Annotated in this window: 13 protein-coding genes and 1 pseudogene; 5 read left to right on the top strand and 9 right to left on the bottom strand. The window is 58.1% G+C overall.

Annotation, left to right across the window (positions count from 1 at the left end; genetic code table 11):
• Positions 1–207 precede the first annotated feature (207 nt).
• Positions 208–813, bottom strand: a complete 606-nt coding sequence (locus tag J3A65_RS22120) for an NAD(P)H-binding protein (protein WP_209903865.1) — start codon at positions 811–813, stop codon at positions 208–210.
• 91 nt (positions 814–904) lie between these two features.
• Between J3A65_RS22120 and J3A65_RS22125 the strand changes: the two genes are divergently transcribed.
• Entirely contained in the window at positions 905–1,312 is a 408-nt protein-coding gene (locus J3A65_RS22125; RefSeq protein ID WP_209903867.1) for a helix-turn-helix domain-containing protein, read from the top strand.
• An 84-nt stretch (positions 1,313–1,396) separates the two neighbouring features.
• Here J3A65_RS22125 and J3A65_RS22130 read toward each other — a convergent pair whose 3' ends face one another.
• Complete coding sequence (locus J3A65_RS22130; RefSeq protein WP_209903869.1) at positions 1,397–2,434, bottom strand: aldo/keto reductase; 1,038 nt, start codon at positions 2,432–2,434, stop codon at positions 1,397–1,399.
• A 169-nt stretch (positions 2,435–2,603) separates the two neighbouring features.
• On the opposite strand from J3A65_RS22130, the gene J3A65_RS22135 reads away from it, so the two are divergent.
• Positions 2,604–3,512, top strand: a complete 909-nt coding sequence (locus tag J3A65_RS22135; RefSeq protein ID WP_174197984.1) for a LysR family transcriptional regulator — start codon at positions 2,604–2,606, stop codon at positions 3,510–3,512.
• 63 nt (positions 3,513–3,575) lie between these two features.
• Positions 3,576–4,037, top strand: a pseudogene (locus tag J3A65_RS23570) (aminopeptidase P family protein); the annotation flags it as partial.
• An 11-nt stretch (positions 4,038–4,048) separates the two neighbouring features.
• Here J3A65_RS23570 and J3A65_RS22145 read toward each other — a convergent pair.
• Positions 4,049–4,774, bottom strand: a complete 726-nt coding sequence (locus J3A65_RS22145) for an SDR family oxidoreductase (protein ID WP_209903873.1) — start codon at positions 4,772–4,774, stop codon at positions 4,049–4,051.
• A gap of 98 nt (positions 4,775–4,872) precedes the next feature.
• Here J3A65_RS22145 and J3A65_RS22150 point away from each other — a divergent pair, with 98 nt between their 5' ends.
• Positions 4,873–5,787: a LysR family transcriptional regulator gene (locus tag J3A65_RS22150; RefSeq protein ID WP_209904169.1), complete on the top strand. Its 915-nt coding sequence runs from the start codon at positions 4,873–4,875 to the stop codon at positions 5,785–5,787.
• A gap of 1,775 nt (positions 5,788–7,562) precedes the next feature.
• Here the strand turns inward: J3A65_RS22150 and J3A65_RS22155 are convergent.
• The 3 genes from J3A65_RS22155 to J3A65_RS22165 all read right to left on the bottom strand — a co-directional run bounded on the left by J3A65_RS22155 (position 7,563) and on the right by J3A65_RS22165 (position 9,066).
• Complete coding sequence (locus J3A65_RS22155; protein WP_113111966.1) at positions 7,563–7,784, bottom strand: 4-oxalocrotonate tautomerase family protein; 222 nt, start codon at positions 7,782–7,784, stop codon at positions 7,563–7,565.
• A gap of 326 nt (positions 7,785–8,110) precedes the next feature.
• Positions 8,111–8,716, bottom strand: coding sequence for a hypothetical protein (locus J3A65_RS22160; RefSeq protein WP_113111950.1), 606 nt, complete (start codon positions 8,714–8,716; stop codon positions 8,111–8,113).
• Positions 8,713–9,066: an AraC family ligand binding domain-containing protein gene (locus tag J3A65_RS22165; RefSeq protein WP_113111949.1), complete on the bottom strand. Its 354-nt coding sequence runs from the start codon at positions 9,064–9,066 to the stop codon at positions 8,713–8,715. The genes J3A65_RS22160 and J3A65_RS22165 overlap by 4 nt, the downstream gene beginning before the upstream one ends.
• Before the next feature lie 74 nt (positions 9,067–9,140).
• Here J3A65_RS22165 and J3A65_RS22170 point away from each other — a divergent pair, with 74 nt between their 5' ends.
• Positions 9,141–9,584: a hypothetical protein gene (locus J3A65_RS22170; protein ID WP_245341742.1), complete on the top strand. Its 444-nt coding sequence runs from the start codon at positions 9,141–9,143 to the stop codon at positions 9,582–9,584.
• A gap of 488 nt (positions 9,585–10,072) precedes the next feature.
• Here J3A65_RS22170 and J3A65_RS22175 read toward each other — a convergent pair whose 3' ends face one another.
• The 3 genes from J3A65_RS22175 to J3A65_RS22185 all read right to left on the bottom strand — a co-directional run bounded on the left by J3A65_RS22175 (position 10,073) and on the right by J3A65_RS22185 (position 15,061).
• Entirely contained in the window at positions 10,073–10,357 is a 285-nt protein-coding gene (locus J3A65_RS22175) for a hypothetical protein (RefSeq protein WP_113111948.1), read from the bottom strand.
• Between the two features lie 186 nt (positions 10,358–10,543).
• A complete protein-coding gene (locus J3A65_RS22180) occupies positions 10,544–12,355 on the bottom strand; it encodes an EAL domain-containing protein (protein WP_209903875.1) in 1,812 nt (603 codons plus the stop codon).
• Between the two features lie 753 nt (positions 12,356–13,108).
• Positions 13,109–15,061, bottom strand: coding sequence for an EAL domain-containing protein (locus tag J3A65_RS22185; protein ID WP_209904171.1), 1,953 nt, complete (start codon positions 15,059–15,061; stop codon positions 13,109–13,111).
• Between the last annotated feature and the right edge of the window lie 339 nt (positions 15,062–15,400).

Below are 15,400 nucleotides of genomic sequence, written 5' to 3' on the forward strand. Positions count from 1 at the left end.
CCTGTGTTCGACAACCTCGCCTGGCCCTGAGTTCAATTCCTCTCAATGCGATACAACTGAGTACGGATTTTTCATCTTGTCGCGAGACGGAGCGCTAGCACTTCGATGCAATGAGCCGTCCTTCTTACGCGACCCGCTACGACAAGCAGTGCGCTGAGCTCTTAGTCATCACGTGGCAGGTTTGCCCTCGGCTCACTCCCTACGTCATCATGCCAGAGCATAGGCCTGCCGAGCCGCCACGCAGGCGATGGACAGGCTGTCGCGTGGATTTGCTACGAATTTTGGAAGGTCGCTCGCATTGGTCCCGAGAAAACCCGCCACTGCAGCCGACGAGATCGACAAGAGCATGGCGGGTTGAAACGGCAAGAGTGATAAGCCAGAGAACCGTTCGCGCTCCGTTTCCAGGCTCGTCGGCTCATAGGAAACTTCCAGCTGCCTGGCCAGATCGACAACTGAGAACGGCGTTGTCCCCGACAGCTCGTATGTGACGCCAGCATGGGCTTCGGGCTTCGCCAGCACTGCGATGGCGGCGTCGGCAAGATCAGCCCGTGCCACGGATGAAATGGGACCTGTGCCGAAGGGGGTGGTGATCCGGCCTTCGCGAGGTGCGGAAAGGGCGCCGATCAGTTCGGCATAGAGGCCGTTTCGCAGGATGGTCCATGCCATGCCGCTGTTCATGACAGCCCGTTCGGTCCATCGATGGGCGAGCGCGAAGCCGAGATGATCACTCGCTTTGGAAAGGCTCGTATAAACGACGTGCTTGACCCCCTGCCGACCGGCTGCCTCCAGCACCGCGCCATGTCGACGGATCACGACATCGTCCTCCGCATATCCGGCGGAGACGAGAAACAGGGTTTTAACTTCCGAGAAATCCAAGGTCGCGCACGCATAAGGAGGCACAATCTTGTCCGATACGCACATCGATGTTCGTCCCGCCGCAGTGCTGATCCCTTGTGGAGCGCCCGGCGACGAAGACTGCGGCCTGCGGCTCATCCTCGATCGATTGGGGGAGCAGTGGACGGTCATGGCGTTGGCGGAGCTTACTCCCGGTCCACGTCGTTACCGTCAATTGGAACGGGCCTTGTCGGGAATCTCACAGCGGATGATGACCTTGACACTGCGCCGCCTTGAAAGGGACGGACATGTTGTGCGCCATGTCGAAGCGAGCGTTCCACCAAGCGTAAGCTATGAGCTCACGCAACTTGGCCAATCCTTCGCTTCTCAGGTCGCGGCACTTGTTGAATGGAGCCGAGACAGCAAACATCAGATCGAGCTTGCGCAGGAGAATTTTGACGCACGACGAGGCGCCTGAGCCGTGCGTCTACGATCGTGGGCAGCAGGAGGTCAGCATCATCGCTGACTAGAAACGCCCGACCCACCGAGCAAGCCTGAACCGTTATCTCGCAATCGGCGGATTGATCCGTGCGAACCCTTCCTGCCGGTAATATGGGAAATGCGGATAGGGCGCCGTCACCTCGCTAGCATCGTTGAGCTTGGCGACATGTTCGGCAGACAGGGTCCAGCCGACAGCGCCGAGATTTTGGCGAAGCTGAGCCTCGTTGCGCGCGCCGATGATGACGGAGGAGACGGTTGGCCTCTCGACCAGCCAATTGAGTGCCACCTGCGGTACTGTCTTGCCGACCTCTGCGGCAACCGCTTCCAGCGCATCTACGACACGGAACAGAAGTTCATCGTCAACGGGTGGGCCGAAGCTCGCCGTATCGTGGAGGCGGCTTCCGTCCGGAATGGGATCGCCGCGCCTGACCTTTCCGGTCAGCCGTCCCCAGCCGAGTGGGCTCCACACCAGAGCGCCAAGCCCCTGGTCTGCTCCAAGCGGCATGAGGTCCCATTCATAGTCGCGGCCAACCAGCGAATAGTAGACCTGGTTGGCAATGTAGCGCGGCCAGCCGTAGCGATCGGCCGCGGCGAGCGCCTTCATGATCTGCCAGCCGGAAAAATTGGAGACGCCGATATAGCGAACCTTTCCGGCGCGAACGAGCGTGTCGAGCGTGGACAGGACCTCTTCGACCGGCGTTGCGGCGTCGAAGGCATGAAGTTGCAGAATGTCGATGTAATCGGTCCCGAGCCGCTTCAGCGCATCCTCGATCGATCGGATCAGCCTGAAACGCGAAGACCCTGCATCGTTGGGACCATCGCCCATCGGCAGGCTGACCTTGGTCGAGATCAGAACCTTGTCGCGACGTCCCTTGATGGCGGCACCGAGCACGTGTTCGGATGCGCCGTTCGAATAGACATCCGCGGTGTCGAACAGGTTGACACCCGCATCCAGGCAGATGTCGATCATCCGTCGCGCTTCCTCGACATCTGTGTTGCCCCATGCGCCGAACAGCGGCCCTGAACCACCGAATGTGCCGGCGCCGAAGCTGAGCACCGAGACCTTGAGGCCGGAGCGGCCGAGATAGCGATAATCCATTGTTTGTCCTTTGCAACGAGCGAGGGTTCAGCGGTCGCTCAAAGGGACAGGTCGAAGGCGTTAGCCACGATCTGTCCAGCAACCCCTGGTGACCAGGCCACAAGGTAGACGCTTGCCAATTTCCGATATAGTCTGCCCAGAAGAACATCATCTGTGAATTGAAAGACCAATGGCGCGCTCTGATATCAACCGATCCGGTGAAATGGAGGTCTTTGTCTGCGTGGTGGAACGCGGCGGATTTTCGGCCGCAGCGCGCGTTTGCCATATGACGCCGTCCGCAGTCAGCAAGCTTGTCGCCCGGCTAGAGGCACGGCTTGGGGCGCGGTTGGTCAATCGATCAACCCGGGCTTTCCAGCTCACAGCCGAGGGGTGCTCGTTCTACGAAAGGGCGACCCGTATTCTTGCCGACATCGGCGATGCCGAGCGTAGCGCTGGTGCAGGCGAGCAGCCGGTGGGACGCATCCGTCTCAACACCAGCGCATCCTACGCCACGCACATTCTCGCTCCGATCCTGCCGGAGTTCCTGGAGCGCTATCCCGGCGTCACCCTTGATCTCGTCCAGACCGACGCGGTTGTGGACCTCCTGGCGGAGCGGACGGATGTGGCAGTTCGCGCAGGAGCGCTGAAGAGTTCAAGCCTGGTGGCGCGCAAGCTTGGGGATACAGCCATGATTGTCGCAGGCAGCCCCGCATACATAGCGCGCTTCGGTGAGCCGCAGACCGTTGAAGACCTCGATCACCACAACTGTCTTGGCTTCTCCTATGTCCGTAACGTCGATGGATGGCCGATGAAGACGCCTGCCGGAACCGTCGTCATTCCGGCCGTAGGGCGGGTTCAGGCGGGCGACGGCGAAGCGCTGCGCCGTCTGGCACTTTGCGGTGTCGGGCTTGTACGCCTTGCCCGGTTCACGGTCCAAGACGACATCGATGCCGGGCGTCTCGTACCCGTTCTGGAGCAGTTCAACCCCGGTGATCGCGAGGCCTTCCATGCGATCCACACGGGTCAGGGTGGACTGCTCCCTTCGCGGGTGCGTGCGCTCCTGGATTTTCTTGCCGAGCGTGGGAAAGTGCGGGGTTAACGGTGAAGCCCCGCTCGCCATCGCGCTGCTAAGGGGCGACGGCCCCATCAATTCCGACGGCGATTGCCGACCGACAGCGACAAGCCGCTGACACTGATGTCCTTCTGTACAGAACGGGTGCTGCTGGCGCCGGGCGGAGAACCAATTCCCGTCGAGGACATGGGCAGATCGGACCGATCGTTCGCGAATATGTCGACCGTCCCGGCGAAAGCGTCATCAAGACGGCGGAGAAATGCGCCAAACTTCTCATGCGTGTGGGCGCACGAGAGCGCAGATCGGCCGCTTCGGGGATCGCACCTCGCTGACCTTCTGGGCAGGACTCGATGAGCTGATGCCCAAAGCCAAATTCATGGCCGACAACGCCATTCTCGCCACGTGAGATCGAAATGTTCCGCGCCGCAGCCAGCACGTCAGAATTGCCACGCAGGCGGCTTACCACGTAGCGAGACCCGGCGTGACGACCACGAGATCTATGAACCTTTCATGCGATTACAGCTCTTCTTCGGCGGCGAGACGGGTGACGGATCGGGATAAGCTTACCAGGGCACCACCACCCCGTCGAAGTAGAAGCCGCCTGTCGGACCTTTTTCACCCAGCGTCGCAAGCCACACGATGCCGCTTGCAGCCTGCTGGACCGTGCGATAGCCGGAATGACCGTTGAAGTCGGTTGCTGTGTAGCCTGGATCAGCCGCGTTCACCTTGATGCCCGAGGCTGCAAGTTCCTTGGCAAGAGCCACCGTTATGGCGTTGAGTGCCGTTTTGGAGCTGTTGTAGCCGAGAAAGTTGACACCGTAGAACTGATTGCCCGGGTCCGAGAGCCAACCAAGGGAACCGAGGCCGCTGCTGACCATGACGATGTTTGCGTTCCCAACCTTCTTGAGAGCGGGAAGAAAGGTTTGGGTCACCAAAACAGGTGCGAAGACGTTGGTCTCGTAGATGGTGCGGATGTCATTGATCGACTGCTGAGAGGGCGGCACCATCTGACCTGGAATACCTGCATTGTTGATGAGAACGTCGAGCTTGCCATCCTCTGTCTGGACGCGATCAGCCGCCTGCCTCACCGACGCCTCGTCCGTTACGTCGATGTAAATCGGCCTCGCCTCAACGCCTTCAGCAGATAGCAACTGCACAGCCTCTTCGCCGCGCGCAGCATCGCGGCTTCCAATCCACACGCTGTAGCCATTGCGACCCATTTGACGCGCCGTTTCGAACCCGATGCTTTTGTTCGCACCTGTGATCAACACTGTTTTCTTGTGCATCATGTTTTCCTTTGAGATTGGCCATTGCGGTGGACTGCTCATGGAGATAGATGCAGATTTAGCGCCCGATAATCCCCCTAATCCTATATACCGTGATCGTCATGGCGAACAATGAAGACATTTCTGGCTTCAACGACCTAGCGGTGTTTCTCGACATTTGCGAGACCGGCGGCTTTCGGAAGACTGCGCAGCGACTTGGGCTGTCCCCGTCGTCGGTCAGCGAACGTGTGAAGCGTTTGGAGCAGCAGATCGGCGTTCCTTTGCTGACAAGGACGACACGCAGCGTCTCGCCGACGGATGCGGGCCGCTCATTGGCGGAACGCCTCTTGCCTCTTTATGCGGAAGCGCGCGCGGCCCTTCAGGATGCCGCAAGCTCCCAAGCCGAAACCCGTGGCTTGCTGAAGCTGAATGTAACCGGCGCAGTCATGGTCGATATCCTTCCGCCACTTGTCGAAGGCTTCCTTGAGAAGCATCCTGGCGTGCGCATCGAGTTCGTGGTCGAGGATAGGCTTGTGGATGCTGTGGCAGCCGGATGTGATGCCGGCATTCGCTATGGCGAGCATCTCGCTCAAGACGTTATAGCCGTACCGTTGGGTCCAGCAAGACAGCGAGCCGCGCTCGCGGCCAGTCCGTCATACCTCGCAAGTGGAAGAAGGCTTCGGCATCCGAGCGATGTGCTCGATCACGAATGCATCCGCCTGAGGTTCTCCAGCGGGGCTTACGTGATGTGGGAGTTTGAAAGGGAAGGCGAGGCACTTGCGGTCGACCCTCAGGGACGGCTGGTCGTCGGTGTGGATGCTGCCGCCGCGGCGATCGACTTTGCCCGGCACGGATGTGGCCTGATCTACACGTTCGAGAATTGGCTTCAACCGCACTTTGATTCCGGAGATCTCGAACCCGTGCTACCGGAATGGTGGACAAGTTTTGACGGTCCACGACTGTATTTCTCCCGCAGGTTTATGCCTGCGCCATTGAGAGCGTTCATCGATTTTGTTGCCTCGGAAAGAAGTAAGTAACTTGCGCCATTGTGGTTCGCTTGGCAGGTAGGCGCACTTTTGCTTCGCGCCTTCACAGTGGTTGCCAATGCATACCTCCGGAAGCTGATATGGCTCCTTTGGGGGCTCATGTCTCTTGCTCGTTCGAACCGGCATGCTGCGATGACCGGCCGCGTGCGCACAGCAATAGAAGATGCGGCGGTCCAGTTCGCGGCGACCCTTCCCCTGGAACAGGGCACGCAACTTGCCATTTCCGAACGCAACCTTCATGGAGGCCTGCGAAACAGATAGCGCAGATAATGCAGCTAGTGCTCGACGATATCGTCGGATTTCTGTCCGGACGGTGACTGGAGTGGGTTGAGCACCAAGGCCATCGTGAGCGGAACCTTGCTTCAATCTCGCGGTTTGCGGCAGGCTAGGTTGGAGAATTAGGTTGCAAGACGGACCCGCGAAACCGGGTCTCTCCTATGCTCCGCAACCGGGATGAAGAGGTCAGGCCGAACCGAGGCTGACCTCCCGTTGCTTTCTCTCCTTTCCGATTACACTACCGCGACTGGTTTGTCATGATAGGGAGTAGGAAGAGTTTCCGGGGTATCAAGTTGCAAAGACCGTGGTGACCTTGGGGGCGTAGCTCGGTAGCTCGGTAGCTCGTTTACAAACGCTCAAGCATCTAACTTACGATAGGCTGCAAACCGTTCGCCTTGGGACCACTTGCTGTGCTGCATTAAATAGCTCCTAGATTTGTTGACGCCCTCGCGCAGCAATGCGCAAATAACAGCCGATGAGGGTATCCCGCGCGTAATTTGGGTGACGCGCGCGTCCAAGAGCGGCAGGGTTGAGGATGAGGCAGTCGCGGCGGACAGCCTGTGGAGATGCGTTTGGTGCGGGCGCTCTTATTAGCTTTGCGCCCGGGCGGGAGGGTGGCTGTGAGACTAAACAAATATACGTCTTCTCCATTAGCGGGCTTACGAAAGCGCGTAAGATATGTTATGGAACTATCGTAATCTTCAGTCCCGGATCGTGCTTTTAAAAAGCGGCTCCCAGATCCCGAGTTAAGGAAAAGTAACTGCAAAACGCACCCTCAATTTTGCAAATGGTGAGGCTTACAAATCGACGGTTGGCACTCATGGATTTCCTTAGGCGCTATCGGTGTACCGTAAGAGTCATTATCGGTAGTGCCACGCGGCCTGCGATGTAAACGTACATTAGACGTACTCCCGTTGCCCGGAACAATCGCACGTCCGCGATGTTCGGCGATTGAGGGAGAAAACGGACATGGCACATGAGCAGGACGGATCGGACGGCAGCCCCACAGAGTACGAGACGACGCATAGCAACTCCCGCCGAACCGGACGGGGACGTTCCAGGTGGGCCATGGTGGCGCTCGCCGTATTCCTGGTATCAGTCGTGGGCTGGGCTCTTCTGGATTCAGGGGAAGGCAGCGGCTCGGCTCCCTCTTCTCCAGTCGGTAACGAGAATATCAATCCCGTCCCCTTAGCGAAGCCCTGATCAGATACGACGCACTTCCGTTCGGCACAGCAGTTGCGTGGCCCTCGCGGTTAACGATAGATGTTCCCGTAACAATGCTGACGGCCTTTAGCTCTTTTGCAAAAGATATTCGACAGCCGACATCCGGCTTGGCGACCCCAGTATCGGCCGGTGGAATGTTAGTCTCGATGGATGGCGCGAACGCATCTTCAGCTCGGTCGACTTGGACGGGATAGCACGTTAAAAGGCCAACGGACCTTGAGACGTACGGTGTTTGCTGGAGAAAGACCCCAAACCGGAGGCGCTATTTAGGGTGACTCAGGTTCTGGTTTATCCTGCTGCCAGAGATCAGTAAGGGTTACGCCCTTCCTCCCCCAATTGTCGGTGTCTATCTCATCTATCACGACGAAGACGAATTCCGGATTGCGACCCAGCTCTTCGACCAGCACTTCGGTCATCCTTCTGATAACCGTTCGTTTTTGATCTACGGAGGCAACTCCCTTGGCGATCTCAACCTTGACGTAGGGCACCAAACCACCTCCTTTTCCTCATTATGTTCTCTCATCCAGCAGTGGCGCATGAAAACGACCACCTTCGACGAACCAGCAATAATAGCGACATGGACCAGATCCGCAGTCACTCGCGATAACTCACGACGATCCGTCAAGTTCCCCCCGGGGGTCGCTTCCGATGACCGCAAGAGGAGACGGCTTTCAGAAGAGTCGGCGATTCGGCTTTGCCTTTCCTGGACCAAACCTCTTTGGTGCGACCTCCGTCTTTACCAGGTTCGGCGGCGAGTTCGTAATCAGCGAGAGCGCCGCCCTCAATGTCGGCGTAGCGCTTCCCGCCACCTGTATCACTCTTGCCGCACCGGATCGGCTGGCATGGTCATCGATCCGTCAACCGTCTCGTAGGCAAGAGTCGCTTCGAGGGCTTGCGCCAGTTCCTCGCCCACTTCTTCAACTGCGTTGTCACGTGTGGCAACGGCCGGCCAGATCGCAATATCGATGATGTCCGGATCGACCGGGACGCTTTCATCCCTGCCGCCCTGGAATTCCATCCAGTTGATCTGGATCACGCAGTCGGCGTTACCCACGAGGAAGATCGGACCGTACGGCAACGGATCGGGCAACGAGGGGCTGGATATCGCAAACGACCTCGAAGGGAACGAGGCTTGCGTCTGCTCTATTCGCGTCCACAGATTGCCGCTCATGGGCTCGGTGACCGGATGCTCCGGTTCGCTGTCGTAGATAGCGATCCTTATATGCTGCTGAAGGCTGGAGTGGGTATAGATCACCAGCCCCCTGGGCGTCACGCACAGGCTGCGTGCCTCCATTTCCGCCGTTATCTCCACGGGAGCCTCGAAAGCTTCGTCCTCCCTGTCCACAAGGTAGAACTGACCGTAGTCGGACTGCCAGGCGAACGTCGCCCAGCCTTTCGGTGATGGTGCGACTCCCGTCATCCTTCATGCGCCTCCGCCCAGTGAGGATAGGTCACGTAGGCCGTCAACGCGCCTTCGCCTCCCGTGGTGATCGTCACGGACTCGCCCTTGGGCATGTAGACGATGTCGCCAGGTCCTGCCGTCACGGTTCCGTCCCCAGTGGAAACCGAGAGCCTGCCTTCTATGACTATCATGGTGTCGTGAACGGCCATGGCCTCTGTAAGCGACTGGTCAGGAGCGTAGCGGCCGTATCCGATGGTAACGGGGCCACCATCCTTCTCGTCGATTAGATTTCCGACAAAGATATCGGCATCCTGTCCCGGAGATTTGACCAGTTCAGCGTCCGACAGGCTGAATTTTTGAACCTTCATTGCTACCTCCCTATTCCCGACTGGAGGTAGTGCGGTTGTCGAGATCGCCAAGGACGACAGGAAAGGAGACATGGATGACCAGGATCTGCACCCTACCGACACCCGAACAGCGCCAGTACATGGAAATCAGAGAAGCAGCCGAGCGCGCGATGCTCGACAAGGTCTACAAAGCGATTGAGGACGCGGCCGCCCAAGTGGCGGACAAATTCCGGGAGGACGGACTGGAATTCGAGCCAACCAGCAAGGACTATTTCACGTTCGCCACCCAGCAAGTCCTTTTCGTGCGCCTCAGCGGCGGCGATCCCGACACTCTGAAAGGCGGCGATCCGGAAATTGGAGAACGCGTCGTTCGGAACTGCAGGCACATTATCGACCACTATTGGAAGGGCGAGGCCCACCCTCTCGATGACCGGTCAACGGGCCAAACAAGTCGGTCTTTGATCATTCGAGACGTTTCCGCAGGAATTCGGCAGCTTGCATCGCCTCGTCGGCGGAATCGAGTGTCCGACCTCCTGTAGGCCAGTGGATTGCACGTTAAACGAACTGAAAGTGCCATGTGTCAGAGGTCGGCGTTGCCCGACGTACGGTGGCTAGGGCCACGCACTGCGAGTGCGTGACGGATGTGAGCGACGCAATTGGCAGTTGGTACTATAAGCGTTCTATCTCGTTCCCATTGTCTCCGCGTTCTTCCTTTCCTGGATGCAAAGAAGGGCGGCATGCTGACTCGCGTCTAGCAGAACCGATCCATCACCAGTGTGAACGATGACGCTGAAACCGTAGTGCGTTAGGTCGTCACGAAGAATCGTCCGCAGGACAACCGGGAGCCAGCTGTTGAGATAAGTGACGGGCTTCGTAAGTGCGGTGAAGTCGGTCTCGCTATGGTCGTTCTCGTCGTAGAACTGCTCGGCATCCCAGTGCGACATAGGCCGTCCTCGCTTCTTTCATCGACAGTGCGCGCAGTTCTATCGGAGCGCAAGGCCGCGACCGATCAGCGACGGACGGCGCGTCAGAACTCGGGCTGGAAGGCATAGTCGCCAAGAAGCCGGACGTACCGTCCGGGACGGGCGGTGACTGGCGGATGATAAAACGTGTCGCCAGCGACACGTTCGTCGTTGGCGGCTACGAGCCGTCCTCGGCCGGTACGGGAAACCTCGGCAGTCTGCTTCTGGCTGCGCGAAAGTGCGACGATCTCGTCTACGTTGGAAGCGTCGGAACCGTGTTGAGCGCACGGACGGCAAGGGAACTGGAAGGCACGTTTCGATGTCATCAGAGACAGGAAGGCCGTGGTCATGATCAGGTCGCGCTCGGCCGTCTACGTCGAGCCGACACTGGCGGCAGAGATCGAATACAGGGCCTGGTCGGCCAGCTTAGGCACGGCTAGTTCAAGGATATTCGAGACCCGTCGGACGACGTGTCGATATACGAGCTACCGGGCTGATCTACAGCAGGGTGTGCGCCGCAAAGCGCTACCCCGATGTTACGCTCTGAGCGGGTGATGGCCGTTGTCTAAATTCTGACCATGGCTGGCCATCAGAACAGTCGCAGCATCTCTATCGACAGCTTTGGAGAACAGATATCCCTGCCCGAGCTTGCATCCGAACGACACGAGTTGCTCGAGCTGGGTCTCGGTTTCGATCCCTTCCGCCACAACTCTGAGACCCAAATTGTTTGCGATGCTGACCAACCCCTCCACGATCACGACTGCGCCGTCGTCCGGAACCAGTCTTTCGACGAAGGATTTGTCGATCTTGATGATGTCGACCGGGACAGTGAGGAGATGGGTGAGCGATGCGAAGCCCGTTCCGAAGTCGTCAAGCGTGACCCGCATTCCACAGCTACGCAGTAGCTTGATTTCGTCGGCAACCACATGGTCGCGTTGGCCAAGATAGACGGACTCGGTGACTTCGAGAATGACATGATCCAACGGAACACCGGCATCCGCGAAGACTGCACAGATCCGCTCCTGTAGCCGGCCCGCGTGAAAGTCCGCGGCGGAAAGGTTGATGCCAACGTGCTGAAGAGGAAGGCCCAGGTCGAGCCAGCTGCGCATATCACGCGCTACTTGTTGAAGCATGCACTGGGTTAGTTCGGCAGCGACATGGGCGTCTTTGGTTGCTTCGTGGAAGTTGGCAGCGGCGATGATGTCCCCTGACGCTGTCGACATCCGACACAACGCTTCGAAACCGACGACTTGCCCGGTATCAAGTCGCACAATCGGTTGGTAGTAGGGGTGTATGCGCTTCTCGACGAGGGCAAGACTGACCTGTCTGATCGCTCGAAAGCGTCGCGTTATTGCGGTGCCAAACCCGGGCCTGTGTTCGACGAACTGGCCGCGATTGCGCTCTTTAGCGTGGTACAACGCGACATCCGCACACTGGCGAACATGATCGGGTGTTTCCCCCGGTCCTGCGACACAACCGCCTAGCGTCGCGCTTGGAACGATGGCGTGACCGTTGCAATGCGCTTGTTCCTTGATCGTCGCAAGTATCCCTGCTGCAACTGTCGAGATTGATGATCCAACGCTACTTTCGACCACCACTGCAAATTCGTCACCGCCGATCCTGAACGCACGACCCTTGCCGACCGCAGCGGCTATCCTTGTTGCAACGATCTGGATGAGTTCGTCTCCGGCACCATGTCCGAACGTATCGTTGACGACCTTTAGGTTATCCAGGTCTGCCAGGATTACGCCCCAACCGCCCTCTAGGCGTTCGGTGTAATTCAGCAGAACCTGACTGAACTTTGCCCGATTGGGCAGTCCTGTCAGCACGTCGGTGTAAGTCAGGCGCTGACGCTCCTGGACCCGCTCCTCTCGCTCGATCGCGATCGCACAGAGATAAATGCAGGCGTCTACGATGCGCTGCTCTAGCTCGTTTGGTCCCCTGCACTCCCGGAAATAGAAAGCGAACGTCGCGACGACGCGGTCGGCACTGAAAATCGGCGTCGACCAACATGCCCTGAAGCCGAGCGGCAGAACCACATCCCTAAAATCCACCCAGCGAGGGTCATGTTCAATGTCTGTGACGGTTACCGCCTCCCCTTGGAAGGCCGCACTGCCACAGGAACCCACGGATGCCCCGATAGACACACCATCCAGCACGGCCGAATATGAGGAAGGCAGCGAGGGTCCAGCTAAAGGATGAAGGCGTTCGTCGCGAATTGACAACACCGAGCACACCGTCCCCGGAACCAAGGCTTCAGCTGCAAGGCATAGTCGCTCGATCGTCGCCTGCAAAGCTTCGCCGCGGGCGATCATCTCGAGAATGACGTTCTGCAATTTCAAGATCATAGGAACCCAGTCTCTCAACGGATACGTCACTCTGACATCCTAGCATTCATTTCGGGTTTCTGATGCACGTAAAAGTTTATCGAGATGAGCCTTTCTACAACGTCGCCTGCCCGCCGACAGATTGACGGTGGTGCCGCGCTACATGGCGGTCGGAGGCCCCGGATGACTTCGCGCACCGGCGAAAGACCTTTTCGGATAGCATGGGACGGAGTGGACGTCTGAACGTGGTGCGAAGTGGCAGATTGACGTCGTTAGTCGCCGAGCAATGCTTCCGAGCTTCGGTCAATAGCCCGCTTTTGAGGGGTTGCAATGACATGTACTAGGTGTTCAGAATTCCATGAAAACGCGCAGCGATTAGACCAGATCTAACCCCTCAGAGAAGCGAGCGGCCCGTGGGCATGCTTTCATCCCAGATTCCGGAATTTGTACGCGACGTTGTGGCCACGGGCTGCAACATTTGCGCCGTAGGTCAAGAACACTACCTGTTTGGCGACGGCGACCTGAAAGACGAGGACTTCGAAAGAGTATCGGGACTTCTAGGCAACATAGACGCCAGGTACGGCGAGCGTGATCACCTGCGGGCGGACATAGTCGCTTACCTGCGAAGTATTGGACGCTACATCGATACAGACGACGTCCACGCGTTCCACAGCAACCAATAGGTCGCACGCTGAAATCGCCGCGCATTTTGAACTCGTCGTGGGAGAATGGGGTGGAGATGTCTATCTCGTGGTCCGTAGAGAGGGACACCTGTCAGACCGCGACTCGATGGTCGAAGCGGCTGGGTCGAGCCGCGAACTTCGCGGCTTCGTTCTCCGGCATCGGCGGCGAAAACAGGTATCCTTGAACACTTGTCCCTCCCAACGCCGTGAGGGCAGCAAGCTCCGCCTTCGTCTCGACGCCTTCGATGACGCAATCCAGTCCCATGTCAGCACTGAGTGCCAGCAAGGATTTGACGATCTTGTAGCTGGACGGTCGCGTATCCAGGTCCTTGACGAAGCTGCGATCAATCTTGAACTTCGTCAGCGGTAACGCATGAAGGCGCGTCAGGCTCGAGTATCCTGTTCCGAAATCATCAAGCGAAATTCCACACCCCAGCCTTCGAAGGGTTTCGACGGACCGTGTGACCTGCGCAAAATCGTGAGTGAAAGCCGTCTCCGTGATCTCGAGATCGAGCCGTTTCGGATCAAAGCCGCTACCTCGAATTATCCCGATCAGCGTCAAGACGCCGTCGTCGGAATTCAAGTCGTGGGCTGACAGGTTGAACGACAACCGCAGAGACGGCCTCCAGTTCGAAGCAGCAGCCAACGCTTTCTTGAGAAGGGGCCTCGTGAGCGATCCGACGATCCCCGCTCTTTCAGCAATAGGTATGAAACAACCTGGAGAAATTTTGCCCAGCTGTGGGCTATCCCACCGCGCCAAAGCCTCAAACCCTAATGTCTCCTGGTCGCGGATGTCGACTATCGGCTGGAAAACGACCGAAAGCTCTACATTGAGGTCAGCCTGCTTGAGCGCGCTTTCTATCCTGGCCTCGGCGTTGATTTGGTCTTGATGATCGGAGTCGAATAGAACCGCGCCCCCGCGCCGCCTCCTTTTAGCGTGATAAAGCGCGTAGTCAGCTCGCTCGAACAGTTGCTCGCAACTGAGAGCCAGATCGGGAAATACCGCAATCCCCATTGACGCCGAAATGTTCACCGTACCTTCCGGCAAACGATAGGGCTCCTTCAGCTTCGCCGAAATTGCATTGGCGTTCGTCACCAGCACTGTATTCTCCGGAGGAAGAGGAGCGATTATCGCGAACTCGTCACCGCCTAACCTGAAAGCCGTGCTCGCCTTCAAAGTGGTCGACAGGCGGGTTGCGACCTCGACCAGGAGACGATCACCGACCGAATGACCGTAGAGGTCGTTGACGGGCTTGAAACCGTCTAGATCCATGACTCCAAGAGCTAGCCGCTCTCCCCGCGCTCGAGCCTTCGCCAGCTCGGCTTCCAGTTCCGCGAAGAAGGCTCGGCGATTGCCGAGTCCGGTGAGGCTATCGAGATTGGCGAGCTTGAAATTCTCTCGGCTCAGGGCCTCGCTCTGCTGTTTCGAAAACACCATGCTTTCGAAATTCCGGTAGTTGGTCAGAAGGACCGACATCATGCTGGCGCAGACCAGCAACACGTTGATCGAGATAGCGACAAAGGTCGGCTGCGCCGTGGATACGAAGAACACGACGAAGGCACCATTGACCACGAGTGTCACGATGAAAGCCGCCGAACGCACGTACATCATGCAGAATATGCAAGAGATGACGGTAATCGCCATGTAGAAGGCGACGTGCGAGCGGGTGTAGGCGTCGCCGTACGGAAACAATGCAAAGGACCAGGCGGTAAAGGCGATAGCAAGGCCTCCCGCAAGCCGATTGGTACGCAGGAGAGCGGCATGCGCGAGTTCCGGAGAGAGATCCGCGTTTCTGGTTCTCAGCCAGAAGATCACCCTGATCACGCAGCCGACCGTGAGCAATGCCGGCACACCCAGTGTCAACCAACCCGGCGCAACCCTCATGTGGGTCGTGGCGAGCGCCCACGTGCTGGAAAGCAGGATGAAGTACATCATCGGCATCTGTCGCGTGAAAGCCCGATATTGAGCTTTGAGAAGCTCGGGGTTTTCGCTTTGCACGGACAGGAATTCTCCGATACCGCGCCGTGCACTGTGCAGATTCATAATTTCGCCCGTCCGTTGATGAACGGTTCCTAACATGCCCATGTTACGATCTCGGAAATCAGCACGGTTAATCAAAGCCCGAGAGGCACCACGTTACCGACAAAAGCGTCGTTCTTTTTGATCTATACCAATCGAGTAGCGTCGAAATAGCAAATCCAGGAGTGTCGCTTTCAAATACTCCTATGCACCGAAGCCGTCCCTATCCGGGACTTGCGTGACTTCGACGACGACCCCCAAGTCAGGGAGATGATGGCGGTCGGGAGACACAGCGACGGTGCACGCCCCGTCTAATGTCTTGTTGACCTGAGCGGCACCTAAGCCGCGCGTCTGGAAGCGTGT

It is taken from the genome of Rhizobium sp. PvP014, from assembly GCF_017876855.1.
GTDB classification, from domain to species: Bacteria; Pseudomonadota; Alphaproteobacteria; order Rhizobiales; family Rhizobiaceae; genus Neorhizobium; species Neorhizobium soli.

Bases quoted from the DNA above. Each gene is read 5' to 3' on its own strand.
- J3A65_RS22130 (WP_209903869.1), bottom strand. From the start codon at position 2,434: ATGGATTATCGCTATCTCGGCCGCTCCGGCCTCAAGGTCTCGGTGCTC.
- J3A65_RS22175 (WP_113111948.1), bottom strand. From the start codon at position 10,357: ATGACCACGGCCTTCCTGTCTCTGATGACATCGAAACGTGCCTTCCAG.
- J3A65_RS22170 (WP_245341742.1), top strand. From the start codon at position 9,141: ATGACCAGGATCTGCACCCTACCGACACCCGAACAGCGCCAGTACATG.
- J3A65_RS22165 (WP_113111949.1), bottom strand. From the start codon at position 9,066: ATGAAGGTTCAAAAATTCAGCCTGTCGGACGCTGAACTGGTCAAATCT.
- J3A65_RS22185 (WP_209904171.1), bottom strand. From the start codon at position 15,061: ATGAATCTGCACAGTGCACGGCGCGGTATCGGAGAATTCCTGTCCGTG.
- J3A65_RS22150 (WP_209904169.1), top strand. From the start codon at position 4,873: ATGGCGAACAATGAAGACATTTCTGGCTTCAACGACCTAGCGGTGTTT.
- J3A65_RS22135 (WP_174197984.1), top strand. From the start codon at position 2,604: ATGGCGCGCTCTGATATCAACCGATCCGGTGAAATGGAGGTCTTTGTC.
- J3A65_RS22180 (WP_209903875.1), bottom strand. From the start codon at position 12,355: ATGATCTTGAAATTGCAGAACGTCATTCTCGAGATGATCGCCCGCGGC.
- J3A65_RS22160 (WP_113111950.1), bottom strand. From the start codon at position 8,716: ATGACGGGAGTCGCACCATCACCGAAAGGCTGGGCGACGTTCGCCTGG.
- J3A65_RS22145 (WP_209903873.1), bottom strand. From the start codon at position 4,774: ATGATGCACAAGAAAACAGTGTTGATCACAGGTGCGAACAAAAGCATC.